The organism is Streptomyces sp. NPDC047061 (genome assembly GCF_040643955.1).
Taxonomy (GTDB): Bacteria; Actinomycetota; Actinomycetes; order Streptomycetales; family Streptomycetaceae; genus Streptomyces.
This window is the reverse complement of record NZ_JBEYVI010000038.1, coordinates 97,064-120,723: the sequence shown is the minus strand read 5'-3', so window position 1 is coordinate 120,723 and position 23,660 is coordinate 97,064. Positions and strand designations below refer to the sequence as shown.

Genomic DNA, 23,660 nt, shown 5'->3' with positions numbered 1-23,660 from the left:
GGCCGGAGTCCCCGCCCCCATTCCGTCAAGGAGCAAGATGACCACCACCGCCCCCCCCCCCCCCGCCAAACCCCCCCCGGGCCCCCCCCGCACCCCCCCCAAACCCCGCCCGGGGGGGCCCCCCCCCCCCCTTCGCCGCGCGGCGGTACGGCGTCGGTCAGGCGGCGACGCCGTCGCCCCCGGCGCCGCCCGGGGCGACCTGGACGCCGTCCTCCGTCACGAAGCGGAACGTGCTGGTGATGGCGTCGAAGAGGTCGTAGACCTCGTTCTTCAACGGCAGGTTGGGGCTGGCGAGGGTCACCACGAGGAAGTCCTCGGTGCTGCCGGGCACCGGCATCATCGTGTGCATCGTCAGCAACTTGACGTCGATGTCCCCGGTCAGCCGGGTCACCTCGGTGCCGGTGACGCGGGCCACCGTGCCCACGTGGGGCACCTTCGCCGACGCGATGACCCTGTCCTTCGGCGCCACGCCGGTCGCCGAGGACACCCCGAGCCGCGCGGACAGCACGGGCAGCGTGAGCTCCTCGCCCTCGGGCGTGCTGACGGCGAAGACCATGCCGTACGCCATGAAGAGGCCCTCGGTGTACATCGTCGCCGTGCCCGCGGCCAGCAGCGCCCCGTGGCGGCGGGCCGCCCGGGTCACCTCCCGGCCCTGCCGGAACATGTCGTTGATCCGCGCCTTCTCGCGCGGGTCGTCGGTCGCGGCGAGGGCCTGGGCGCGGGTCCTGGCCAGCTCCTCGCCGCTCAGGTCCACCTGCTGCCACTGGTCCGGTATGTCCAGCAGGAATCGTTGTGCTGTGCTCATCGGTCGGCCGTCGCCTTCGGGGGAGTGTCGGTCAGGTCGGGGGATGCGCCGGGCGGGTTCACTTGCCCTTGCCGTCGTCGAGGTTGGAGACCGCGTCCTGGTCGGTCTTCTCGAAGGAGTCCAGGATGTTGCCGATGGCGTCCCGGATGCCCTGCACCTGCTTCTGGAGCTGGTGCTTGCCGTCCTCCCACCTGTCCTCGAAGTTCTGTGCGGAGCCGTGGGAGAGCTCGGGCCCGAACGCGGCATCGAAGTCGAACGTGTGGTGTCCGATGTCGATGAAGTCGTGCACGAAGCCCAGCATGTCCTGGGCCTCCTTGAGTTCACTCCCGGGGATGTTGACGTCCGACGCCACTGTGGGCCCCCGTTCCTGTGCGGTGAGGATTCGTCTCTGCGGGGAACACGAGGCCGGCGGCGCGAAACGTTCACCGGTCGCGGACGGTCCGCGCCGCCCGCCCGCGCGGTCCCGGGTGGCGCCGGTGGCATTGAACCCTCGCCGGTGCCCGTCTCGTGTAGCAGGCATGACCTCGCTCCTCACCCGGCCGCTGTCCCACGGCGGTTCGGCACGCCGTGCCGTCGTCGCCTCCGCTCTCGCCCTCTGCGCGGCGGCGGGCCTCACGGCCTGCGGCAAGACGATCACCATCGGCGACAGCTCGTCCCCGGCCACCTCGTCCACCCCGTCGCCGTCCCCCTCCGCCGCCTCCACCACGGCTCCGGCCCAGGGCTCGGGCAACTCGGCGCTCCAGGTGGTCGACTCCACCGCGCAGGACGCCGGCCTCAGCGGCACCGGCGGGACCGTGGTCGGAGCGGTCGTGCAGGAAGCGCCGCCCAAGTGGGTGCAGCTGTCCGCGGTGACCTCGGCGCCGCTGTCCGCCGCGCACCTGATCAACATCAACCAGGCGGCGCTGTACCGCTTCGACGACGACACCGCCGACCCGTCGAAGTCGTCCTGCACCGGTGCCTGCGCGGTGAAGTGGCCGCCCGTGACCATCCAGGAGGGCGGCAACGTCTATCTGGCGGGCGTGAACCCGAAGGAGGTCGGGGCCATCCGCCGCCCGGACGGCCAGGTCCAGATCACCGTCGGCGGCTGGCCCGTCTACCGCTTCTCGGGCGACAGCAAGCCGGGCGACCTGAACGGCCAGGGCCTCGACGGCAAGTGGTTCGCGGTCGGGCCGACCGGGGAGAAGGCGACACAGTAACGGGCGCAACGGTGCTGCCGCGGGGGCGGGACGGCAGCCCGACAGCGATCACGAGCGGTCGAGGTGGCGCCGCACGGCAGCGGCGGCCGTCACAGGCCGCGCCAGACGTTGTCGAACGCCGCGTCCTCGATCTCCCTCCGCTGGCGTACTGCGGCCAGTTCCGTCACGGCGTCGTCCACGGCGGCCACCACCGTCACGATCGCGTCGGAGACCGCACTCGCGAGGTCCTTGGCCGCCTCGTCCCGGATCCCCACCGCGGCCGAGAGGGCGGCGAGCACCGGCTCGCCCGACGCCCAGCGTTCGTGCGCCCGTGCGCGCTCGGGCGAGTCGGCGGCCTCCGTCCGCCCGGTCGGCAGTGACAGCCAGCGCCGCCGCTGCTGGGCGACGATCCCGTCCGCCTCCAGGGCCTCCAGATAGGCGACGCCCAGGCCGCGCCCCCGCCGCCACAGCCAGTCCTCCACCGACTCGTACGGCGTCTCCCGCCGCAGCGCCGCCACCGCCTCGTCGAGGAGCCGGTCACCCGCCGCGCCCGCCGGTGCGGGCACGATGAGCTCGCCGTCGAGCGTGACCGCCCCGGCGTCGATGAGATCGACCAGTTCGGCTCCCGCGAGCGCCAGCGAGAGGTCGCCCTGCTCGACGGGCCGCGCGGCGGCGTCGTACACGGTGACGAGGAACAGGTCCCGGGGTGTGGTCATGACGGACTCCCCAACAGAGACGGCGAAGGCACCAGAGGTATCTGAAGAACTAGAGGTATCAGAGGTATCGAGAGGTGTCAGGGACAACGACGGCGCCGACGCGTTCGATGCCCGGTCGGACGCCGCCGCCCGTGCCGTACCGCCACCATGGGCCGCCGGCCGGCGACCCGCGGTACGACATGAGCGCGCCGGGCCCGGAGTACCGGTCCGCACCGCCGATGCGGCCCCTGCACGCGCGATAGGCTGCTGCGCGATCAGCAGGATGACATCGGCCGGAGGTGGGTGGACCATGACAGCGCACGTCGAGCCGTCGACCGCCGTCGGCGCGGGCGGCCGGGACAGCCGGCTGGGCCCGCTGATCATCACCCTGTTCGCGCTGTACGCGCGCCGCGAGCACAACTGGCTCTCCGTCGCCTCGGTGATACGCCTCATGGCCGACCTCGGTGTGGAGGGGCAGGCCGTGCGGTCGGCGGTCTCCCGGCTGAAGCGGCGCGGGGTGCTGCGCGGTGAGCGCCACGAGGGTGCCGCCGGGTACGCCGTCTCCGAGGGCACCCTGGAGGTGCTGGAGGACGGCGACGTGCGCATCTTCGAGCGGCACCGGGCCGAGGCCGGCGACGGCTGGCTCGTCGTCGTGTTCTCCGTGCCCGAGTCCGAACGGGACAAGCGCCACGCGTTGCGCACCGCCCTGACCCGCCTGGGCTTCGGCACCGCGGCCCCCGGGGTGTGGGTGGCGCCCGGCATCCTGGCCGACGAGACCCGTCGCACCCTGCAACGCCTCGGGCTGACGCCGTACGTGGACATCTTCACCGGCGACCACTTCGCCTTCGGCGACCTGTCGGCGAAGGTCCGCGAATGGTGGGACCTCGACGAGCTGACCACGCTCTACGCGGACTTCCTGGAGCGGTACCGGCCGGTGAGCGAGCGTGCGGCGGCGGGTGCGATCCCGGCCCGGGAGGCGTTCGGGATCTATCTGCCGATGCTCACCGAGTGGCGCCGGCTCCCGTACCGCGACCCCGGGCTGCCGCTGTCCCTGCTGCCGCCGGGCTGGATGGGGGAGACCGCCGGCCTGCTCTTCGAGGAACTCGACAGGACCCTCCGGGAACCCGCCCGCGCACACGCGCTGGCGGTCATACACACCGGTTAGGGCGTCCGGCACTCGGCCCAGGGCCTACGGCCTGATCAGCCGCTCCTCCGGGATCACGGCCACGCCGAGGATCTCGATCAGTGCCTCCGGCTGCCAGAGCGCGGTGCAGCCGATGCCCGCCATCGCGGGGTAGACCGGCCCGGCCAGCTCCCGCCACACGCTGCCGATCTCCTTGCCGTGGGCCTGGTAGTCGGGGATGTCGGTGAGGTAGAGCGTCACGCTCACCAGGTCCGCCGGCTCGCCTCCGGCCGCCCGCAGGGTGGTCAGCACGTTGCCGAACGCCTGGCGGAACTGTTCGACGATGCCCCCTGGAACGATCTTCATGTCGGCGTCGAGTGCGGTCTGGCCGCCCAGGTGGAGCGTGTTCCCCGCAAGGGTTCCGTGCGAGTAGCCGCTCGGGGCGGGCAGGGCGGGCGGGTTCACGGCGACGGGAGTCATCGGGTCTCCGGTTCGGTGGTGTCCGGCTCCGGCCGTACGGCCGGGTGTATAGACAATAAATGACGATCTTTAATAATACGAGATACCGTACTGGGTTCGACGCCGGGCCGCGCCGGCGGATCAGTTTCTGGTCCTGGTGGTCGCCGGCATCTCGGCGAGCGGCAGCGTGACGGTGAACCGGGTGTCGCCGGGCGCGCTGTCCACCTCGATCCGGCCGCCGTGGGCCTGGGTGATCGCCGCCGCGATGGCCAGCCCGAGTCCCGCTCCGCCCGCGGTGCCGGGGGCGCGGGAGCGGGAGGCGTCACCCCGGGTGAAGCGGTCGAAGACCGTCGGCAGGAGGCCGGCCGGGATGCCCGGGCCGTCGTCGTGCACACGGATCGCGCAGTGCCCGTCCGCCGCTTCCACCGCGACGGTGATCCGCGTCCCGGCGGGGGTGTGCACCCGGGCGTTGGTCAGCAGGTTGGCCGCCACCTGGTGCAGCCGGGACGGGTCGCCGAGCACCGTGGCGGGCGCGTCCAGGCACAGCACCAGCTGCCAGTGGTGGTCGGGCCCCGCCGCCCGGGCGTCCCACACCGCGTCCCCCACCAGGGTCGCCAGGTTCACCTCGACGGCCTCCAGCGGTCTGCCCTCCTCCAGCCGGGCGAGCAGCAGGAGGTCCTCCACCAGTCCCGTCATCCGCGCCGACTGGTCGGAGACCCGGCGCCAGGCCAGCGCCGGCTCGATCTTCAGGGTGTCCGCGTCCATCAGCATCAGCTCGGCGTACCCGGCGATCGAGGCGAGCGGGGTGCGCAGTTCGTGGCTCGCGTCGGCGAGGAAGCGCCGCATGTGTTCCTCGGCACGCTGGCGTTCGGACAGGGACCACTCGACGTGGTCGATCAGCCGGTTCAGCGCCACGCCGACCTGGCCGGCCTCGGTGCCCGGATCGGTGTCCGGTGCCGGTACCCGGGTGAGCCCGCTGACCTCGCCCCGGTCGAGCGGTGCGTGCGAGACCTCGACGGCGGTGGCGGCGACCCGGCGCAGCGGCCGCAGCTGACGCCGGATCGCCACGGCCGACACCGAACCCGCCAGCACCAGCCCGACCCCGGCGATGCAGGCCTCGATCAGGACCAGGGAGTCGATCATGTGCTGGACGCCGCCCACCGGCAGCCCGGCCAGCATCGCGGTGCCGCCCTCGCTGACGGCCGTCAGCCGGTAGGCGCCCAGCCCGGGAATCGTCCGGGTGTGCAGGGTCCCGTCGGCCGGGATGCCGTCGAGGGCGGAGCACTGGGCCTCGGTCAGGGAGCGCGGGCCGTCGTCGGTCACCACCTCGGCCGTGGTGATCCCGTCGTCGTCCATGAGGGCGGCGAGGGTGCCGGTGTGCTGGCCGCGTTCGTTGAGGAAGCCGAGGCTCGCCCCGGGCGGTGCGTGTTCCCGGCCGCCCTGGCTGTGCTGGGCGGCGTCGGTGACCCGCTGGTCCAGGTCCCTGATCAGGTAGTAGCGCTGGACGAGCACGGTCGCCACGGCCATCGCCGTGCAGACGGCGGCCAGGGTGAGGGAGTGGACGAGGACCATCCGGACCCGCAGCGAACGCCCGCGGAGCCGGCTGAGGGCCCGCCCGGCGACCGTCATGCCTCGTCGTCCGCCGGTCTGATGACGTACCCGGCGCCGCGCACGGTGTGGATCATCGGCCGGCGCTCCTTGTCGATCTTCGCGCGCAGACCGTGGACGTACACCTCCACCAGGTTTCCGCCGTCGAACGAGCTGTTCCACACGTGGTCGAGGATCTCCGTCTTGCTGAGCACCTGGCGGGGGTGGTCCATCAGGAACCGCAGCAGGTCGAACTCCTTCGCGGTGAGTGAGATCGGCACGCCGCCCCGGCGCACCTCGCGGGTCCGCTCGCCGAGCACCAGGTCGCCGAGCATCCGCACCCCGTCCTCCGCTGCGCCCCCGCCGGCCCCGGAGCGGCGCAGCAGCCCGCGCAGCCGGAGCATCACCTCCTCCAGGGAGAAGGGCTTGGTCACATAGTCGTCGGCGCCGGTGGCGAGCCCGTCGAGCCGGTGCTCCACCGCGTCCCGGGCGGTCAGCATCAGCACGGGCACCCTGGCGTTCTCGTACCGCAGCCGGCGCAGCACCTGGATCCCGTCCAGGTCGGGCAGCATGCCGTCCAGCACGACGGCGTGCGGTTCGCAGGCGCGGGCGGCGCGCAGCGCGTCGTACCCGTTCCGCGCCACGAACGGCTGCCAGCCCGCCGCGCTGACGGCGACCGAGAGCAGTTCGGTCAGCTCGGGTTCGTCGTCGACGATCAGCACCCGGATCGCCCCCGGCGCCGGTGTGGAGGTGTCAGGCATGGGCGGATGCTCTCGCGGGGGCCTGTACGAGAGCTGTGGAGCGAGTCCGGACCGTCCGGCGGACCCCGGAAAGGGGCCTGAACGCGTGACACCCCCCATAGGAGCCACATCACATCCTATCCGGGATCGTAGGAACGGAACGTCTTGAACTGGACGCAAGGCGCCTATTAATGAGCATTTCGGGCATTCAATCCGAAGTCGGGTAGTACGTCACATGATTGCCACCCGCTCCGGCTGCCGCTAACCATTGCTGTCGTCGCCGGGAGACGGGCGACGGGCCGAGCGGAAACCCGCCGGACCCGCCCACTCCCGCCGGTAGTACGGGCTCCGCCCACCGCCGCCGCACCCCGCGGCCGGCGCCGACGCCGTCCCCCACCGGAGAGTTGCATCAGCATGACCATGACCACTCGCACCCGCATTGCCCGCCTGCGCACCCTCGGCCTCGCCGGCCTCGCCACCACCGGTGCCGCGGCCGCCGCCCTCACCCTGATGCCGGCGAACGCACAGGCCGCAGAACTGACGCAGGCGCACACCTCGACCGCGGTCACGGCCTCCTCCGGTGGCAGCGGCACCGCCTCCCGGGCCGGTTCCGCCAACAACCTCGACGGCTGGATCAAGCAGTCCCTGCAGATCATGAAGGCCAAGGGCATCCCCGGCAGCTACGAGGGCCTCAAGCGCAACATCATGCGCGAGTCCGGCGGCAACCCCGGTGCTCAGAACAACTGGGACGTCAACGCGCAGAAGGGCACTCCCTCCAAGGGCCTGCTCCAGGTCATCGACCCCACCTTCAACGCGTACCACGTGGCCGGCACCGCCCACAGCGTCACCGACCCGGTCGCCAACATCACCGCGGCCGCCAACTACGCCGCCCACCGGTACGGCTCCATCGACAACGTCAACTCCGCGTACTGACGTCGACGGCACCTCGTCGGACCGGAGCCGGGTCCTACGGCTCGCGGTGTTCGTGCGCGGCCTGCTCCAGGGCCGCGGCCTCCGCCTCGGCGACGCGGGTCTCCGCCTCGACGTCGATCGAGCGGGTCAGCAGCCAGTACAGCAGCGCCGACACCGGCAGGCCGATGAACAGCGAGATGTCCGCCCCGTCCAGCGCCTTGGCGGCGGGGCCGACGAAGAGCGTGCCGACCGAGAAGAACGGGATCATGACCGCGAACCCGACCAGGTACGAGGCGATCCCCTGCCAGCCCCAGCGGCCGTAGATGCCGTTCGGCTTGAAGATCTCGGCGATCGCGTAGTGACCCCGGCGCACCACGTAGTAGTCCATCAGGTTCACGGACGTCCACGGGATGAACAGATACAGCACCAGCAGCAGGAAGTTGTTGAAGTTCGTCAGGAAGTTCGTGGTCGCCGCCAGTGCGCCGATCAGCGAGAGCGCCGCGGTCACCAGAAGGGTGACCAGGCGCACGGCCAGGGTCGGCCGCACCCGTTTGAACGAGTCGATGGCACTGATCAGGGTCAGTGAACCGCCGTACATGTTCAGTGCGGTCACGGAGATCAGGCCCAGCGCGGAGAACAGCAGGACGATCGCGCCGAAGCCGTCGAAGACCTTGTCGCCGGCGGCGTTGATCGACGGGATCGTGTCGAAGCTGTCGCCCGCCCAGGCGGCCAGCAGCGTTCCGAGCACCATCAGCCAGATGCCGCCGAGCGCCGAACCGAAGTAGGTCCAGTAGAACGTCTTGCGGACGGTGACGTCCGGCGGCAGGTACCGCGAGTAGTCCGAGACGTAGATGGCCCAGCTGATCTGGTAGCCGGCGACCACGCCGAACTGCGCCAGGAACGGGGTCACCTTGAAGGCGCCGAGGTCGAAGGAGCCCGCCGGATAGTGCAGGGTGACCAGGACGCCGACGGTGAAGATCCCGAAGATGACCAGGAACGTGTAGGTCAGGAACCGCTCGGCCTTGTGGATGATGTCGTAGCCCACCAGCGCCACGACCAGCGCGACCACGGTGACCACGACCACCCAGAGCTTCACGCCGCCGTGGATCGTGGTGTCGAGGGCTTCAGCGCCCAGGACGGTGTTGAAAACGTTGAAGCCCGCGTACTGCACGTACGCGAAGAGCCACACCAGCAGCGCCCCGACATAGCCGAACTGCGGGCGGGACTGGATCATCTGCGGCAGTCCCAGCTGCGGCCCCTGCGCCGAGTGGAACGCCATGAAGAACGTGCCGATCAGGGTGCCGGCGACGATCGCCAGCAGCGACCAGATCAGGTTGCCGCCCTCCGTGATGCTGATCAGCCCCACGGCCAGGGTGGCGATCTGCGCGTTGGACATGAACCACAGCGGACCCAGATGCCACAGCTTGCCGTGCCGCTCGTCCAGCGGCACGTAGTCGATGGACCGGACCTCCAGACCGCTCACCCGCGGTTCCGCCGATGTGCTCATGGCACCTCCCAGGGGCCGGCCCGTCACTCTGACCACATTCTTCCCCCGGACCGACGCGGATGAGGCATGCGGAATTCGGGTTCCGTACACCGGAAGGTTCGGCTCGCGGGCGGTTCTGGCGGACGGTCCTGTTGGACTGCTCACAAATGCCCCTGAACCGCTCCCGACGTGGCGCCGGTCATGTCGCGAGCCGGGCATTTTGTCTACGTTCGCAGTTCTGTGTCCCTCCCATCCGTCCCTCCCTTTCGAACTGCGAAGGCTCCCGCCATGCACAAGCGAACCCTCTCCCTCGTGGCCGCGGCGGTGGCCCTGCTCGTCGGAGCCGCACCGGCGGCCATGGCCGCCGGCACCGGGTCCGGCCCCGCCGACTTCCGCACGGCCGTGGCGGCCCAGGGCGAGGCGCGGGTGACCGCAGCCGTGCTCGACCTCGACGGCACGGGCCGGGAACCCGCCGTCTACGGCGACGACACGCCGTACGACACGGCGAGCATCGTCAAGGTCGACATCCTCGCCGCCATGCTGCTCCACGCGCGCGACCACCGGCGCGCCCTCACCGCACGGGAGAGCGCCGAGGCGGAGGTGATGATCCGCGACAGCGACAACACCGCGGCCAGCGCCCTGTGGCGGGCCATCGGCGAGGCCCCCGGCCTGGAGTCGGCCAACAAGCGGCTCGGCCTGACCTCGACCCAGGGCGGCCCCGGCGGCCGCTGGGGGCTCACCCGGACCACCGCGGCCGATCAGATACGACTGCTGCGCGCGGTGTTCGGCGCCGGCCCCACCCCTCTCGACGCGGCGTCCCGAAGCCGTATCGACACGTTGATGACCGAGATCGCCGCCGACCAGTCCTGGGGTGTCTCGGCCGCCGCCGACTCCGGATGGGCGCTGAAGAACGGCTGGCTCATGCGCACCACGACCGGCCTGTGGGACATCAACAGCATCGGCCGCATCACCACCGGCGGGCACCACTACCTCGTCGCGGTCCTCTCCAACGGCAACACGTCCATGGCCGACGGCGTGAACCTGGTGGAACGCGCCGCCCGCACCGCCGTCTCCGACACGGCGACCCACTGACCCCGTTGGCCCACTGACCCCCTTGGCCCACTGCACCCCGCCCGTCGCCCGAAATGCACCTAACGTGCATGGAAGGCGACGAAGGCGCGACGGGGGCCGGCAACGGGAGGCAGGGTGGCGGGTGCGGGCGGGCCGGCGGCCGGGCGGGGCCCCGCGCGCCGTCCACGGGGCGCGGCACCGGACAGCCGGACCGGGCGCGCGATCCGGTTCCCGCGCCGATCCCGCGCCCCGCGTACCTCCGCGTCCGTCAGCGCGGTCGTCGTCCCCGCCCTCCGGATCGCCGCCGCCTACGCCTGGCGGCTCGTCGTGGTCGGCATCGTCGTCTACGGCGTCTTCGTCATCCTCGGCCGCTTCCAGCTGATCGCCGTCGCCGTGTTCCTGGCCCTGGTCATCACCTCGGTGCTGCGCCCGCTCGCCGACCTGCTGGCCCGGTGGCTGCCCAGACCGCTGTCCGTGGCGGTCAGCCTGGTCGGCAGCATCTGCCTCTTCTTCGGCCTGCTGGCCCTGGTGGGCAACGCGGTGGCACAGGAGTCGGCAACCCTGGCCGACGAGTTCCGCGGCGGCATCCACCGCATCGAGGTCTGGCTGCAGCGCCCGCCCTTCCGGCTGGGGCCGGGCGCCCTGTCACGCCTCCAGCAGCAGATCATCGACTACATCCAGGCCCACCGCTCCAACCTGGCGAGCAGGGCGCTCAGCGGCTTCGGCACCCTCGTCGAACTGATCACCGGGGGCGCACTCGCACTCTTCACCTCGGTCTTCTTCATCCACTCCGGCGAACGGCTGTGGGCCTGGACGAGCCGCGAACTGCTGCCCGCCGGCGCCCGGAGCGCCTGGGACCGGGCGGGGCGCGCGGCCTGGCGGACGTTCGCCGGATACACCCGCGGCATCATCATCGTGGCCGCCGCCAACGCCGTCCTCGTCGGCATCGCCCTGGTCGTGCTCCAGGTGCCGCTCGCGCTGCCGCTCACCCTGCTGGAGTTCTTCGCCGCGTTCGTGCCGCTGGTGGGCTCGCCGGTCGCGCTGAGCGTGGCCACGGTGGTGGCGCTGGCCGGCCGCGGTCCGCTCACGGCCGCCGCCGTCCTCGTGCTCATCGTCGTCATCGGCCAGCTGGAGGGGCATGTGCTGCATCCGCTGGTGATGAGCTGGGCGGTGCGGCTGCACCCCCTCGTCGTCGCCGTGTCCGTCATCGCCGGCAGCATCGTCGCGGGGGTGATCGGCGCCGTCGTCGCCGTGCCGTTCATCTCCGTCATCTGGGCGGTGGTACGGGCCCTGCGCCCGGTGCCACCGCCCTGACCCGCGGGGGCCGGCGGCTCAGCCGTCCTTGGCGGGGCGCCGGCCGCGCTTCGACGCGCGACGGGATCGTCCGGACGACGCGGAGGACGCCGACGGCGCGGGTGGCCCGGCCTGAGCCGGGACGTCCGGCACGACGGGACCACGCGAGGCGGTGGGACCACCGGCGGCCGGAGCGCCGGCCGCGGCGTGGCCACCGGACGTGGCGGAACCACCGGACGGCCCGGCGAAGCCGGACGGCGCGGCAAAGCCGGGGGCCGGGTTGCCGTCGTCCCATGCCTCGTGCGCGCCGAACGGGTCGGCGGGTCCCGTCGCCAGCAGGGCGCCCAGCCCGGGCGTGGCGCGTGCCTTGAAGGCCGCCAGCGCCAGCGTGTCGGCGTCGGACTCGGTGTCACTGCGCCAGGTGACGGTGCCCGGGAGCATGACCAGGGAGGTCGTGCCGGACTCCCCGGCGGCCGGCCGCAGCTGGACGCGGATACCGTGCCGGTCGGCGAGCCTGCCCACCACGAACAGTCCCATGTACTGGTAGACGTCGGCGTCGGCGGTCGGCGGGTTCGCCAGTTTGTGGTTGATCAGCGCGAAGTCCTCGGGCACCAGACCGATGCCCTTGTCGTGGATCTCGACCATGATCCGGGTGTCCGGCAGCCGGGTCGCCGTGACCCGGACCGTCGAGCGCGGCGAGGAGAACGAGGTGGCGTTCTCCAGCAGCTCGGCGAGCAGATGCACCAGGTCGGTGACGGCACGGCCGTGGATCTCGGCCTCCGGGATGCCGGCCAGCTCGATCCGCTCGTACTGCTCCACCTCGGAGGCCGCCGCCCGGATGACATCGACGAGCGGGAGCGGATGGTCCCACTGCTGGGTGGGGCGCTCGCCGCCGAGGACCAGCAGGTTCTCGCCGTTGCGGCGCACCCGCGTGGCCAGGTGGTCCAGCTTGAACAGGTTCGCCAGCTGCTCCGGGTCGGCCTCGCGCTCCTCCAGGTCGGTGATCAGGGAGAGCTGTCGCTCGATCAGCGACTGGTTGCGCCGGGAAAGGTTGGTGAAGATCGTGTTGATGTTGCCGCGCAGCACGGCCTGTTCGGCGGCCAGCCGGACCGCCTCCCGGTGCACGTGGTCGAAGGCGCGGGCGACCTCGCCGATCTCGTCGGTGGTGGTGATCGGGATCGGCGTGACCCTGGTGTCGACCTGGCCGGGTACGGCCAGCGACAACTGGGTGATCACCGCCGGCAGCCGCTGCTCGGCGATCTCCATCGCCGAGGCACTGAGCCTGCGCATGCCCCGGCTCATCGAGCGGGCCACCCACGCCGCGAGCAGGACGGCCACGAGTACGGCCCCGAGAGCCAGGGAGCCGTTGACGATCGCGGCCATCCTGGCGTCGGCGGCGATGCTCCGGGCATTGGAGAGGGCCGTGTCGGTGAGATTGACCTCGATACCGCGGTAGGCGTCGAAGGCGAGTGCGGACGCCGCGAAGAACGACTCCGGCGTGATGCCCTCGGCGGCCAGCTGTTCGGTCGGTGTCCCTGCGGCGATCTCGGTGATCATCTTCGTCAGCGCCGGTGGCTTCACGAAGGTCTGCCCGGCCGCCTCGGCCTCCTCGGCGGCCTTGGCCGTCTGCTGCGCACCCTTCTTCTGCGCGTCCGCCAGCGCCGTCCGCAGCCGGGTCATGTCCCCGGCGGTACCGGCGCCCGCGTACTCCTGCAGACCCACTTGCTCCAGGTAGACGTAGGAGCTGAACGAGCCCAGCTGGGTCTGCAGTTCGCCCTCGGCGAGCGTGTCGCGGTCCTCGACCAGCAGGTGCGTGCCGATGGCGCGCACCAGGGACTCGGCCGCCTGGGTCAGCGAGATGGCGTAGAGGGTGCGCCCGAAGCTCGCCTGGTTGTTGCTGCCGAAGCCCAGTTCGTTCGAGATCTCCATGAGCGGGTGCTGGACGGCGTGGTAGCTCTCCTCCGTCTGCACCCCGGACACCTTGGCCGTGAACGCGTTGGCCCGCACCGCGGCGAGTTGCTTCTCGCCCGCCCGCACCAGCTCGATGCGCCGGGTGAGGCCCGCGGTCTTCGGCGCCCGGGCCACTGCCGTGTCGAACGCCTTCGCGTCGGCGTCAGTGATCTTGCGGGCCGCCACCACGGCGGGCGCGTCCCGCTTGCCCTGCAGGAGCGGGATGACCGACACGTCGCGCTCGTTGATGGCGTCACTGGCGTAGGCGTTCGCCGCCTGCACCAACTCCGCCACGCGCACCGCGTCGTTGGCGTCCTGCAGAGTGCCGATCGAGTTCTTCACCCGGACGCCGCCGAGGCCGAGGGCGACGAGCACGGGGATGAGCAGAATGGCCTGGAGGCGTCTCGCGACGCGCCAATTGCCGGTCAGAGGTCTGGACTTGGACAAGATCGTCCCATTTCACAACAGGGATGGTGCGCAGGACTGTGCCCAGCCCGACGTTCAGTTGCCAAGTTCTAACACCCAGCGATCGGGATCGACCGGTGTTTGGGTGAAGCGGTTTCTCCGAAATGGTACAAAGCTCAATCAAAACCATCGATGGTCAATGCACGGGTGCCGGGGGAGGTGGCCTGTTCCCTCTTGATCGGTTCGGTGGGGCGAACGGACGGGGCCCCGGTCCCCCCTCGGGCGCACACACGAGGGCAGGCGGCGGCGCAGACAGCGGTTTCTGTGCTTCAGGCCGATGGGTCGGCCTGGCCGGTCTGCGGGTTGGTGAACATGGAATGGCCCGACACGGTGTCCTGCGCGGCCACTTCGTTCTGCAGGACGTCCCAGTGCTCCACCACCAGACCGTCCTCGAAACGGAAGATGCCGACGCCGAGGAGGGGCTCGTCGGGGCCGCCGGAGTACCGGCCGTGGACCATGACCAGGTCACCCTCGGCGATGATCGCCCCCGGCTCGTAACGGGTGTCGTCGGGCAGCCCGGCGATGAATCCGCGCAGTCCGGCCTTCGCGGGCGGGATGAACGGGTTGTGCTGGATGTAGTCCGGGTGCACGTACCGGTCCAGCGAGGCGAAGTCCTTGGAGCTGAACGCGGTCGTCAGGAATTCGACGACGACGGCCTTGTTCCGCTCGGTCCGGCTCTCGGTCATGGCGATCACTCCGTTGGGCTTTCCGGCCGATCGGTGCCCTTCCACGCTATGACGGGACGGGCAGGTCAGCGATCGTGGGGCCCTGCGGGAGCGGACGGCGGAGACTGCTCCGTCCGGTCCGGGACTCAGTCCCGGTCCGCGACGCGGCGCAGCAGCGCCAGGATCTCGGCGTCGAAGCTCTGGGCGACCGCCGTGGCGGCCTCGTCCTGGTGGACGGCTATCGCGCCCGCGACGGAGTCGTAGCTCAGCCGTGTTCCGCCGTCGGTGATCTGCTGCACGAGGATCGACACGGGACAGTACAGGCCGACGTCCGGCAGTGTCCGGGCCAGTTCCGCGGTCGTCGAAGGCCTGTCGAGGACCAGCCGGACCAGGCGGCTCACCCCGGGGGCGAGCGCGGCGGCCCGGTCCGGACCGGCCTCTGGGCACCGGGCCATGGCCAGCCGGTCGGCCGGCCCGCCGGCCGACGCCCGGGCGTCGATCTCCGCGCGGATGTCCTGGACGACATCCGTGAAGTGCCGTCGTGTGCTGATGATGTGCCGCTCAAGGGCGGTGCGAAGGACATATTCAATGGCCAAGGCTCCAGGGCACCTTTCCTCGAAGGGCCGACGGCGCCGGTCATCGGTCCACCCAGACCGTACGACTCGACCTCCCAAGTGTCTTCACCCAAACAGGTGAGGCGCGCCGAACCCGCCCGCCGCACCCGTCTGCCCGCGCGTGGCGCGCGCTGTCACCAAGGCCGGCGCGGCGGCCGCCCCGGGCATCGGCCGCGCCACGTTCTACCGCAAGCTGTGCACCTACGGCGGCCACGCGTATCCGCCCGGCCGCGCCGGGTGCCCGTGGCGGCGGCTCGGCTCGCCGCCCGCCCGCGGCGGGGCGACCATGGAGGGACGCAACCGGTCCGGGGCTACCTGCTGGGAGACGCCCGTGACGCACACAACCGACGTCCTGATCGTGGGCGCCGGCCCGGTCGGGCTGAGCGCCGCCGCCGAACTCCGCCGGCACGGTGCCGACTGCCGACTCGTCGACCGGCTCCCGGCCCGGCTGCCGTACGCCAAGGCCGTCGGCATCCAGCCGCGCACCATCGAGCTCTGGGACCGGATGGGCCTGGCCCGCACCGTCGTCGAGCACGCCGTGCCCATACGCGGGCAGCTGATCTACGTCAACGGCGAGGAGGCCGGCCGGGTCGAGCTGAGACTGCCGCCGGAGGTGCCGTACGGCTTCGCCGCGCTGCCGCAGTACGAGGTCGAGCGGATCGTCGAGGAGTACGTGAACGGGCTCGGCACGGTCGTCGAGCGCGGCACCGAACTGCTCTCCTTCGCCCAGGACCCGGACGGGGTCACGGCCCGGCTGCGCACCGCCTCCGGCGCGGAGGAGGAACTGCGCGTCCGCTACCTGGTCGGCTGCGACGGGGCGCACAGCACCGTCCGCAAGGTCCTCGGCCTCGACTTCGCCGGTGGGGCCTTCACCGAGGAGTACATGCTCGGCGACGTGGTGGCCGACTGGGACCTGCCGGCCGGCTACGGCCTCAGGTCCGAGCACCGCGGGGCCGACGGCGCCACGGACGACCTGCTGGTCTGCATCCCGCTGCCCGGACCGGGCCGCTACCGCATGTCCATGCTGGTCCCGCCGGAACTCTCCGCCGAGGACACCGACGAGGCCGTCGGCACCGACGGAGCGGCCCACGGCCTCCAGGGCGGCCGGCGGCTCCCCGAGCTGCCCGACCTCCAGGCCGTCGTCGACCGCCTCGCGCCCCGGCCCGGGACGCTCTCCCAGCTGCGCTGGTCCTCCGTCTTCCGGATCAGCCACCGCATCGTCGACCGCTACGGCGAGGGACGCGTCTTCGTCGCGGGCGACGCCGCGCACATCCATCCGCCCACCGGCGCCCAGGGCATGAACACCGGCATCCAGGACGCCTGCAACCTCGGCTGGAAACTCGCCCTCGTCCTGCGCGGCGAGGCCGGACCGGCCCTGCTCGCCAGCTATGACGCCGAGCGCCGCCCGGTCGGCGAGGAGGTCGTCGGCCGCACCGTGCGCCACGCCGTGCACGGCATGGGCGCCGACCCCGACGACCCGCGGACCGTCATGCTCCGCGAGGCCCAGCTGCTCGTCGGCTACCGGGACGGCCCCCTCGCCACCGCCCCCTACGGCCCCCCGGACGTCCCGCAACCCGGCGACCGCGCCCCCGACTGCGCCGGTCTGACCACACCACTGGCCGCCTACCCGCTGCGCCTGCTCGACATCCTGCGGGGCCGCCCGGACCACGTCGTGCTGCTCTACGCGGCGGACCCCACCGACGTGATCAAAGCCGTCCTCGCCCCGGGCTGGGACGTTCTGGCCATCCGCACGGAGGACGGCACCCACGTGCCCCTCGTCCCGGAATACCGGGACACGGCGGGTGAGTTCGCCCGCCGCTACCGTCCCGACGGCCCCACCGGCTTCGTCGTCCGCCCGGACGGCCACCTCGGCGCCCGCTTCCCCCTGACGAGTACCGAGACCGCGCTCGCCGAGTACCGCGAGGCACTCGGCTGAGGACCCGTGAAGCCGCCCCCGGCCGGCCGGCGGGGCGTTCGTGACGCCCGCCGGCCGGCCGGACGCGGTCAGCGCTTGGTGTAGATGAAGCCGACCTTGTCGAGTTCGTCACCGGAGCGGCCGTGGAAGCCGGCGATCTGCCAGCCCGACGGGGCGGTGCGGGTCACACAGTCCGAGGTCGTCGTACCACCGGCGAGGGTGCGGCCCAGGTTGGTGGTGAACTTCGCGTAGAAGATGCGGGTCGTGTTGTTGTACTTGCTCTCGCACAGGTACGCCGTCGTCACGTACTCACTGCTGCCCAGCGTCAGCGAGGACGCCGTGCCGCCGGTGCCGCCGTGGGTGAGCGTCGTGCCGTCGGCGAGGGTGATGCCGACCTGGTCGACCCGGGATCCGGTGCGCAGCGAGACGGTGGTGGCGCGGGCGCCGGCGGCCACCTTGTCGATGTCCTGGTAGTAGTCGCCGTGCGGACCGCCGAACTGGTCGCTGAGCTGGAAGTTGGCGTTCTGCGACCAGGAGAAGCCGACCGTGATCGGGTCGTGGTCGGAGAGCATCAGCCCGTCGGACGTCAGGAACTTGGCGTGCTCGTTGTTGTACGAGGTCGCGCTCAGGTTCACCAGCTTGCTGCTGCGGTACAGGACCTTGTCCACGACCTCGCAGGTGTTGGGCACGGTCGCCCCGGACTGGTCGCAGACCAGCGCGTCGCTGCCCTTGGCCGGCGCGCTGCCACCGCGGATCAGCTGCACCCAGGCGTCGGTGAGCCCGTTGTTCGAGGCGAACTCGGCGATGGTGTCGGCGGTGCGGGTGTAGCGGGTGTTGGTGTCACCCATCACCACCACCGCGTTGCCGGCCGAGTGGGTGCTGATGAACGAGGTCAGCTGGCTGAGGTTGTCGGCCCGGGAGGCCTCGTCGCCGTCGTTCGTGCCCGCGTTGGTGTGCAGGTTGTAGAAGTCGACGTAGACGCCCTCGGCGAGCCGCTCGCGCATGAAGGTGAAGCCCTTCGGCGTGAGGCAGTCGCCGGAGTCGATCTGGCAGGAGTTCCAGCCGACGCGCTCGAAGTCGTCCCCGTCCCAGGCGTAGTTGGAGACGGTGTTGAGACCGCTCCCGATGCCCGCGCCGCCGCTGGTCGCGGTGCGGTAGGGGTGGGTGTCGGTGGCGTACAGGTACGCGTGGTAGTTGAAGTCCTCCTGGACGTTGACGATGTCGTACGGCGCGATGCGCGTGCCGATCTCCGTCGTGCTGGTGTCGCGCGGGGTGGGGGCGCTCGACAGGCCTTCCGGAAGCCCGGCGACGTTGTACGTGAGCACGCTGAACGTGCCCGAACCGGCCGCCGCGGCCGGGGTGGCCGTCGCCGTGAGCCCGCCGAGAGCGGCGACGGCGGCCGCCAGACAGGCAACGAGTCTGCGCATGGGGGTGTCTCCTACGGGGAGGTGTGCGCTGAGAGCTGTGGGCATGCCAATGAGGCACGCCAAAACGTAGCGGCAAACGCTTTCTTCGGACCCCCTCTTGTTACTAACCAGTTTGGAAATTCCACGTGACGGCCAGAAGATCGACTTCCGCCCGTGGGGCCGATCGGGCGCTGACTGTTACTCACTTTCGGGTGACCGGGGTGCTGTTCGCGCGGTGGTCCGGTGGCGGCCGAGGCCGTTGTCTGCGGGGCAGAAGGGGCTGAAGAGCCGTCAAATCCACTCATTCAACTCATAAATGGACGCTACATGCGAGAGTCATAGGAAAGCGAAGGATCCGTAATAGGCGCCGTGTGTGTCCCGAGGGCCGCACGGCCGGGTTGCAAGGTGTGGATGCGCGGCCGCCCGGCCGCCGTCCAGCTCCACACACCCCTCGCGGCCTGCGACTTCGCGCCGCACGCGGCGGGGGTGTGCGCAAACCCCGTGAAGGGGGACCACGTGTCCGTTTCCGTTTCCGCGACCGCCCGCCGTCTCGGCTCCGCCGCCGCCGTGGCGGCCGCCCTGGTGGGCGTCACGGCCCTGCCGGCCGCGGCGGCCGCTCCGCACTCCGCCCTGGCGCACCGCGACGCGGTCGTCATCAGTGCCGTACAGCACGACGTGCAGGGCAGGGCGGTCTACTCCGGCCGCGCCCTGAACCGGGAGTGGGTGGACGTCACCAACACAGCCCGCCGGGACGTGAACCTCAGCGGTTGGACGCTGTCGGACGTCGACGGTCACAGCTACACCTTCCGCCACTACCGGCTGGAGGGCGGCGCCACGGTCCGCGTCCACACCGGGGAAGGCCGGGACACCAGGACGGACCTGTACCAGGACCGCCGCTCCTCCGTGTGGAACCACGACGCCGACACCGCGACCCTGCGCAACGAGCACGGGCGCTACGTCGACTCCGCCTCCTGGAGCCTGAACCACCGCCGTGACATGGACGACCGGCGCGACTTCGGTCACCGTGACGGGGGCGACGGGCGTGCGTTCGGTCACCGTGACGGGGGTGACCGGCGCGACTTCGGTCACCGTGACGGGGGTGACCGGCGCGACTTCGGTCACCGTGACGGGGGTGACCGGCGCGACTTCGGTCACCGTGACGCGGGTGAGCGTCACACCTTCGACCGCCGCCACTGACAGTGGGACCTCCGCCGCCAGGCCCCTTCGAGGGGCCCGGCGGCGGCCCCGCCAGTCCTGGTCCAGAGGGTTGAGGAACAGCGTCCGAGTCTCAACTCCCCGATCTGCCCGGGGACTCCGGGCACACCGGGGGCTGCGCGACCCGTACGCCGACGATGACGGAGTCTGACGCAGGCATGGCGGCAGGCACGGCCCGGGATCTCCTGCGCTGCTGCTGGGGCCGGCCACGTCGAGCAGGAATCACGGTTGGCCCGAGGCATAGCGAACCGGTGACGTACCGACCGTGGACGTGAAGTCGCGGGTGAAGTGGGCCTGATCGGCGTAGCCGAGGTCGGCGGCGAGCGCCGCCCAGTCGATGTCCGTGCCCCGGTCGGCGCGCTCGGCGGCCTCGTGCAGCCGGGCTCGGCGCAGAACCCACTTCGGGGCGGCACCGACATACTCGGCGAACAGGCGTTGCAGGCGACGCACAGTGATGCCGAACTCCTCGGCCACTTGGTCGACCCTGCGCAGATCGGGCGAGCCGGTGATGCGGTCAACCATTGCAGCGACCTGCTCGGCCACCGGATCGGGCTCCGGCGCGCGGGCGAGCAGAAAGGAGTTCACGCGGGAGGCGATGGCAGCGGGATCCCCGACGCTGCGGAGCACCTCGTCATTGAGCAGGTCCGACCCGGAGCCGAAGACCTCGGCGGCCGGGACGGCCCGGTCGGCGAGGTCGGCCACCGGGCGGTCGGTGAACGGGCGGAACCCTCCAGGGCGGAACTTGACTCCGAGCACGTGTCCGGTCCCCTCCAGCCTACGTACGAAGAGTGACCGGCTGACCCCGTAGACGAGAGCCGACGGGGCCTCGAAGACGAGGTGGACGTTGGGGTGGACGAGCACCTTCTGCTCGTAGGCAGGTAGGCCGTCACGGTGCCAGCGCACCAGCCAGTAGAACTCGACGAAGCGCGCCAGTCGCGGGTCGGGATCGTGCCGGGTCAGGGTGATCGCGGCCGCGGCCCGGCCGGGATGCAGCACCCCACGTCCGAGGTCCGGGGAGGTCATACCCGCCAGGCTAGCTGTCGCGTTTGTTCAAGACACGGTTCGCCGACGGGGTGAGGATCGGCACATGAACGGTCACCCGATCCACCCACTTCACCCCCTCATGGCCCATGCCGCAGCGGAGGCCGCGCGCATTGCCCGCGGTGTCCGAACGGAACAGCTGATCGGGCCGACGCCCTGCGCCGATTTCGACACCAGGACCCTGGTCGACCACTGGGTGCTCTACACCTCCCACGGCCTCGAACGCCGGGCACGCCGGGAGTCTCTGCCGGAAGAGCTGGTGACGCGAGACTTCACCACCGACCCCGGCTGGGCCGGTGCCTACGCGGACCAGCTCGACCGTGCGGTGGCGGCCTGGTCGGATCCGGCCGTCTGGGAGGGGGAGGTGGATCTGGGCGGGATGACCATGCCGGCAGCGTCGGTCGCCCAGATGGTGATCAAGGAGATGGTGCTCCACGGCTGGGACGTCGCCAAGGCCACCGGTCAGCAGGTCGTGGTCGAGGACGATCTGGCCCGTCTGGTTCTCGGAGTGGTCGAAGAACACGCCGAGACATATCGCCGGTACGGTGGCTTCGCCGCTCCGGTGCCGGTGCCTGCCACCGCCTCGTTCCTGGATCGCGCCCTTGCGGCCTCCGGCCGCGACCCGGGCTGGGACCGGTCCACGGGCTGATCTCCTCCTCCGGCGCATGCTCGGCGCACGATCGGACGCGGGTGTTCCTCAGACCCCGGCCACCGGTCCGCTCACCGCGGACGTGAAGACGACCTCGCCGTCCTGCACGCCGGCGACGTCGACGGTCGCCGTGCCGTCGCACCTGGTCGTCACCCCCGTGATGTCGATCCAGCAGGGGCTGTCGAGTTCGACGTACCGGTTGAACGACGTGGACGTGCTCGCCGGGATCAGCGCACGGGGCGCCAGCCGGGCGCAGGCGGCCTGACGGGCGCCCTCCATCAGGACCATGCCGGGCAGGTGATCACCGCCGTGGTCGAACAGGATCGGGTGGTCCAGGTCCGGGGTGAGCAGCCAGCGGTCCGGCGCGTCCGTGGCCGTCAGCACCACGTCGGCGGGGGAGGTGCGGCCCACGGCCGCCGGTGGCATCGGGCCGGGCGCGACGACGGGTCCGGCCGAAGCCGCCTGCCGCTCCGGCCGGTTGGCGCGCAGCCGGGCGTAGACGGGCGGTGTGACGATGGAGTAGCGCCCCTCCCCGTGGGCCACGGCCAGGCCGTCCCGGCGCAGGACGAACCCGATGCCCATCCGGCGCGCGGAAGCCCGGCCGCGCGGTGCGGAGTCCGGGCAGGTCACGTCGAGTTCGAAGTCGGTGGGCCGGGAGGCGATCCGCAGCCGCTCCAGATCGGTGTGGCAGCTGAGCGACCACAGCACGAAGTGATGGCCGAGCGGGACACCGTGTTCCGCGTGCGTCACGAACATACCGGCCTGACGAAACGTCTCTGCGGCCTGGAGCGGGTCATGGCTCGCACCGTCGGGGCTGTTGAAGAACGTGTGGGCGCGGGGCCACTGTCCGGTGAGGGAGAACCGCAGCCCGTCGTCCTGGGCGGTACAGCCGGTGAGGAACACCTCGGCGAGGGATGCGCGGTGCACGTACTCCTTGGGGACCGTGGTGGTCAGCCGGGGCAGTGCGGGCAGACCGACTCCGATCTCGCCGGTGGACAGGCTCATCGGCAACCCCCCGTCGGATAGCTCTTCGTTGGCTTGAAGCTCTGTTCGACGCCTATAAGATACGGACCTACCGGTTTTCTCGGGTCGGCCACTAGGTAAAGGATTCACCAAGCGTGGTTCGACTCGATCCATGCATGACTCCGCTCAGTGGTGGTTTGGCCAAGTATTTTTGCGCTCAACCACGCTGAAGGCACGGCGAAAAACGGACTAAGTGGCAGATGTCGACGGCTTGTTGTCGATGCGGCCGGAGTCCGGACCGCCCGCGCGAAAACCTGTCCGACGGTCTCTTTTGGCCAAGTTCCCCCGGCGTCGGCCCTCCTGACGTGGCGCCCGAACCGCACCCCGCCTCGACAGCCCCTGCATGATTGTCGAACGGCCTGCGAGAGGGAGACCCCCGATGGAACCACTGCGCACCCTGCGCCTCGCCGCCGTCAACATCGACGGCGTCCTGCTCAACGACAGCTTCAGCCCCGTTCTGCACCGTCTCGTCCTCAAGTACGGCGGTGCGTACACCCGGGAGCTGGAGCAGCGGCTCTTCTCGCAGTCCCGGCTCGCGGCCGCGAAGGTGCTGCTGGAGGAGACCGGCGCCGGGGTGAGCGAGCGGGAGGCCATCGCCGACTACTTCGCCGAGCGCGAGCGGTACCTCCGCGACCACCCCGTCCACATCCTCGACGGCGCCGAGGAACTCCTGCACCGGCTGCGCGCCCTGGGCCTGGACGTCATCTGCTACGGCGGCCTCGACGAGGACCACTTCCGCCGCCATCTCGGCGCCTGGGAGCACCTGTTCACCGCGCCGCACTACATCTGCACCAACGACTTCCGCCCGGGCATCCGGGAGATCGTCCGGGACCGCTTCGGCCTCGACCACCACCAGGTCCTCTTCATCGACGACGTCGCCCGGTTCGCCGGCCACGCCAAGGAACTGGACGTGCCCTTCGTGGGCCACCCCAGCACCTTCGCGCACGGCTTCCAGCGCGAGCTGATGCGCGAACTCGGCGTCCGGCACCTGGTCGGCGGCCTCGCCGAGATCGACGAGGAGCGCCTGCGCACCCTCGACCGGGAGGCCGGGCTCGGCACCGTCTGGCAGGACGCCGACTCTCTCTCCGGCGCGCGTGAGGTGACGGGATGACCGCCGGGGGCGGTGCGGTACCGGCGGGCCGGGGCGCTCCCGTCACCGGCGTGAGCGGCGGCATCGGGGTCGCCGCGGCCCGCGCCGCCGGTCCGGAGGAGGACGTGGAAGCGGCCGCCCGGCTGTGCGGTGGCAGGGCGAGCTTCGTCGCGGGTGCCACACTTACCGTGGACGGCGGTCGCACCGCCTGGTGAACTGCCCGGCAGGTTCCGCGCCGAGGCTCCGGCTCCGGCGCGGGACCTGCGTGAAACCGGCGTGGG

At 71.3% G+C, this 23,660-nt stretch carries 22 protein-coding genes and 1 pseudogene; 10 read left to right on the top strand and 13 right to left on the bottom strand.

All coding sequences use genetic code 11. The features are described 5' to 3' along the window. Window positions 1-157: 157 nt before the first annotated feature. Together ABZ887_RS39275 and ABZ887_RS39270 are read right to left on the bottom strand one after the other, a co-directional pair. Window positions 158-805 (bottom strand): hypothetical protein, encoded by a 648-nt coding sequence (locus tag ABZ887_RS39275; RefSeq protein ID WP_361300920.1) that lies wholly within the window; start codon window positions 803-805, stop codon window positions 158-160. Between the two features lie 58 nt (window positions 806-863). Then, window positions 864-1,157, bottom strand: a complete 294-nt coding sequence (locus ABZ887_RS39270) for a hypothetical protein (protein ID WP_361300917.1) — start codon at window positions 1,155-1,157, stop codon at window positions 864-866. Window positions 1,158-1,323: 166 nt separating this feature from the next. Between ABZ887_RS39270 and ABZ887_RS39265 the strand changes: the two genes are divergently transcribed. Further along, window positions 1,324-2,001, top strand: coding sequence for a hypothetical protein (locus ABZ887_RS39265; protein WP_361300914.1), 678 nt, complete (start codon window positions 1,324-1,326; stop codon window positions 1,999-2,001). Between the two features lie 89 nt (window positions 2,002-2,090). On the opposite strand, the gene ABZ887_RS39260 is transcribed toward ABZ887_RS39265, so the two are convergent. Next, entirely contained in the window at window positions 2,091-2,696 is a 606-nt protein-coding gene (locus ABZ887_RS39260; RefSeq protein ID WP_361300911.1) for a GPP34 family phosphoprotein, read from the bottom strand. A 289-nt stretch (window positions 2,697-2,985) separates the two neighbouring features. Here ABZ887_RS39260 and ABZ887_RS39255 point away from each other — a divergent pair, with 289 nt between their 5' ends. After that, the gene (locus tag ABZ887_RS39255; protein ID WP_361300908.1) at window positions 2,986-3,840 is read left to right on the top strand and encodes a PaaX family transcriptional regulator C-terminal domain-containing protein; all 855 of its coding nucleotides are present in this window, start codon (window positions 2,986-2,988) and stop codon (window positions 3,838-3,840) included. Between the two features lie 24 nt (window positions 3,841-3,864). Here the strand turns inward: ABZ887_RS39255 and ABZ887_RS39250 are convergent, their stop codons facing one another. The 3 genes from ABZ887_RS39250 to ABZ887_RS39240 form a co-directional block, all read right to left on the bottom strand. Next, on the bottom strand, window positions 3,865-4,278 hold the full coding sequence (locus tag ABZ887_RS39250; protein ID WP_361300906.1) for a RidA family protein: 414 nt from the start codon (window positions 4,276-4,278) through the stop codon (window positions 3,865-3,867). A 120-nt stretch (window positions 4,279-4,398) separates the two neighbouring features. Continuing rightward, complete coding sequence (locus ABZ887_RS39245) at window positions 4,399-5,886, bottom strand: ATP-binding protein (protein WP_361300903.1); 1,488 nt, start codon at window positions 5,884-5,886, stop codon at window positions 4,399-4,401. Continuing rightward, window positions 5,883-6,605, bottom strand: a complete 723-nt coding sequence (locus tag ABZ887_RS39240; RefSeq protein WP_361300900.1) for a response regulator transcription factor — start codon at window positions 6,603-6,605, stop codon at window positions 5,883-5,885. The genes ABZ887_RS39245 and ABZ887_RS39240 overlap by 4 nt, the downstream gene beginning before the upstream one ends. A gap of 393 nt (window positions 6,606-6,998) precedes the next feature. On the opposite strand from ABZ887_RS39240, the gene ABZ887_RS39235 reads away from it, so the two are divergent. Continuing rightward, window positions 6,999-7,517, top strand: a complete 519-nt coding sequence (locus tag ABZ887_RS39235; protein ID WP_361300897.1) for a transglycosylase SLT domain-containing protein — start codon at window positions 6,999-7,001, stop codon at window positions 7,515-7,517. Between the two features lie 34 nt (window positions 7,518-7,551). On the opposite strand, the gene ABZ887_RS39230 is transcribed toward ABZ887_RS39235, so the two are convergent. Continuing rightward, a complete protein-coding gene (locus ABZ887_RS39230) occupies window positions 7,552-9,003 on the bottom strand; it encodes a cytosine permease (protein WP_361300894.1) in 1,452 nt (483 codons plus the stop codon). 336 nt (window positions 9,004-9,339) lie between these two features. Here ABZ887_RS39230 and ABZ887_RS39225 point away from each other — a divergent pair, with 336 nt between their 5' ends. Further along, window positions 9,340-10,074 carry a serine hydrolase gene (locus tag ABZ887_RS39225; protein ID WP_361300950.1) on the top strand — a complete coding sequence of 245 codons (735 nt, stop codon included), beginning with the start codon at window positions 9,340-9,342 and terminating at the stop codon, window positions 10,072-10,074. A 114-nt stretch (window positions 10,075-10,188) separates the two neighbouring features. Then, window positions 10,189-11,367 (top strand): AI-2E family transporter, encoded by a 1,179-nt coding sequence (locus tag ABZ887_RS39220; protein WP_361300891.1) that lies wholly within the window; start codon window positions 10,189-10,191, stop codon window positions 11,365-11,367. 18 nt (window positions 11,368-11,385) lie between these two features. Here ABZ887_RS39220 and ABZ887_RS39215 read toward each other — a convergent pair whose 3' ends face one another. The 3 genes from ABZ887_RS39215 to ABZ887_RS39205 form a co-directional block, all read right to left on the bottom strand. Continuing rightward, a complete protein-coding gene (locus ABZ887_RS39215; protein WP_361300888.1) occupies window positions 11,386-13,743 on the bottom strand; it encodes a nitrate- and nitrite sensing domain-containing protein in 2,358 nt (785 codons plus the stop codon). A gap of 287 nt (window positions 13,744-14,030) precedes the next feature. Next, complete coding sequence (locus ABZ887_RS39210; protein WP_361300885.1) at window positions 14,031-14,447, bottom strand: nuclear transport factor 2 family protein; 417 nt, start codon at window positions 14,445-14,447, stop codon at window positions 14,031-14,033. Between the two features lie 125 nt (window positions 14,448-14,572). Continuing rightward, entirely contained in the window at window positions 14,573-15,022 is a 450-nt protein-coding gene (locus tag ABZ887_RS39205) for a hypothetical protein (RefSeq protein WP_361300882.1), read from the bottom strand. A gap of 304 nt (window positions 15,023-15,326) precedes the next feature. On the opposite strand from ABZ887_RS39205, the gene ABZ887_RS39200 reads away from it, so the two are divergent. After that, the gene (locus tag ABZ887_RS39200) at window positions 15,327-16,976 is read left to right on the top strand and encodes an FAD-dependent monooxygenase (protein ID WP_361300947.1); all 1,650 of its coding nucleotides are present in this window, start codon (window positions 15,327-15,329) and stop codon (window positions 16,974-16,976) included. Between the two features lie 68 nt (window positions 16,977-17,044). On the opposite strand, the gene ABZ887_RS39195 is transcribed toward ABZ887_RS39200, so the two are convergent. Continuing rightward, complete coding sequence (locus ABZ887_RS39195; protein WP_361300879.1) at window positions 17,045-18,382, bottom strand: jacalin-like lectin; 1,338 nt, start codon at window positions 18,380-18,382, stop codon at window positions 17,045-17,047. A gap of 495 nt (window positions 18,383-18,877) precedes the next feature. Between ABZ887_RS39195 and ABZ887_RS39190 the strand changes: the two genes are divergently transcribed. Further along, window positions 18,878-19,558 (top strand): lamin tail domain-containing protein, encoded by a 681-nt coding sequence (locus ABZ887_RS39190; protein WP_361300876.1) that lies wholly within the window; start codon window positions 18,878-18,880, stop codon window positions 19,556-19,558. Window positions 19,559-19,798: 240 nt separating this feature from the next. On the opposite strand, the gene ABZ887_RS39185 is transcribed toward ABZ887_RS39190, so the two are convergent. After that, window positions 19,799-20,599, bottom strand: coding sequence for an AraC family transcriptional regulator (locus ABZ887_RS39185; protein WP_361300873.1), 801 nt, complete (start codon window positions 20,597-20,599; stop codon window positions 19,799-19,801). Window positions 20,600-20,663: 64 nt separating this feature from the next. Between ABZ887_RS39185 and ABZ887_RS39180 the strand changes: the two genes are divergently transcribed. Then, a complete protein-coding gene (locus ABZ887_RS39180) occupies window positions 20,664-21,266 on the top strand; it encodes a TIGR03086 family metal-binding protein (protein ID WP_361300870.1) in 603 nt (200 codons plus the stop codon). A 48-nt stretch (window positions 21,267-21,314) separates the two neighbouring features. Here the strand turns inward: ABZ887_RS39180 and ABZ887_RS39175 are convergent, their stop codons facing one another. After that, window positions 21,315-22,271 carry a ScbA/BarX family gamma-butyrolactone biosynthesis protein gene (locus tag ABZ887_RS39175; protein WP_361300867.1) on the bottom strand — a complete coding sequence of 319 codons (957 nt, stop codon included), beginning with the start codon at window positions 22,269-22,271 and terminating at the stop codon, window positions 21,315-21,317. Window positions 22,272-22,668: 397 nt separating this feature from the next. Here ABZ887_RS39175 and ABZ887_RS39170 point away from each other — a divergent pair, with 397 nt between their 5' ends. Together ABZ887_RS39170 and ABZ887_RS39165 are read left to right on the top strand one after the other, a co-directional pair. Then, window positions 22,669-23,400, top strand: a complete 732-nt coding sequence (locus ABZ887_RS39170) for an HAD family phosphatase (protein ID WP_361300864.1) — start codon at window positions 22,669-22,671, stop codon at window positions 23,398-23,400. A 92-nt stretch (window positions 23,401-23,492) separates the two neighbouring features. Beyond that, window positions 23,493-23,594: pseudogene (locus ABZ887_RS39165) on the top strand (short-chain dehydrogenase); the annotation flags it as partial. Between the last annotated feature and the right edge of the window lie 66 nt (window positions 23,595-23,660).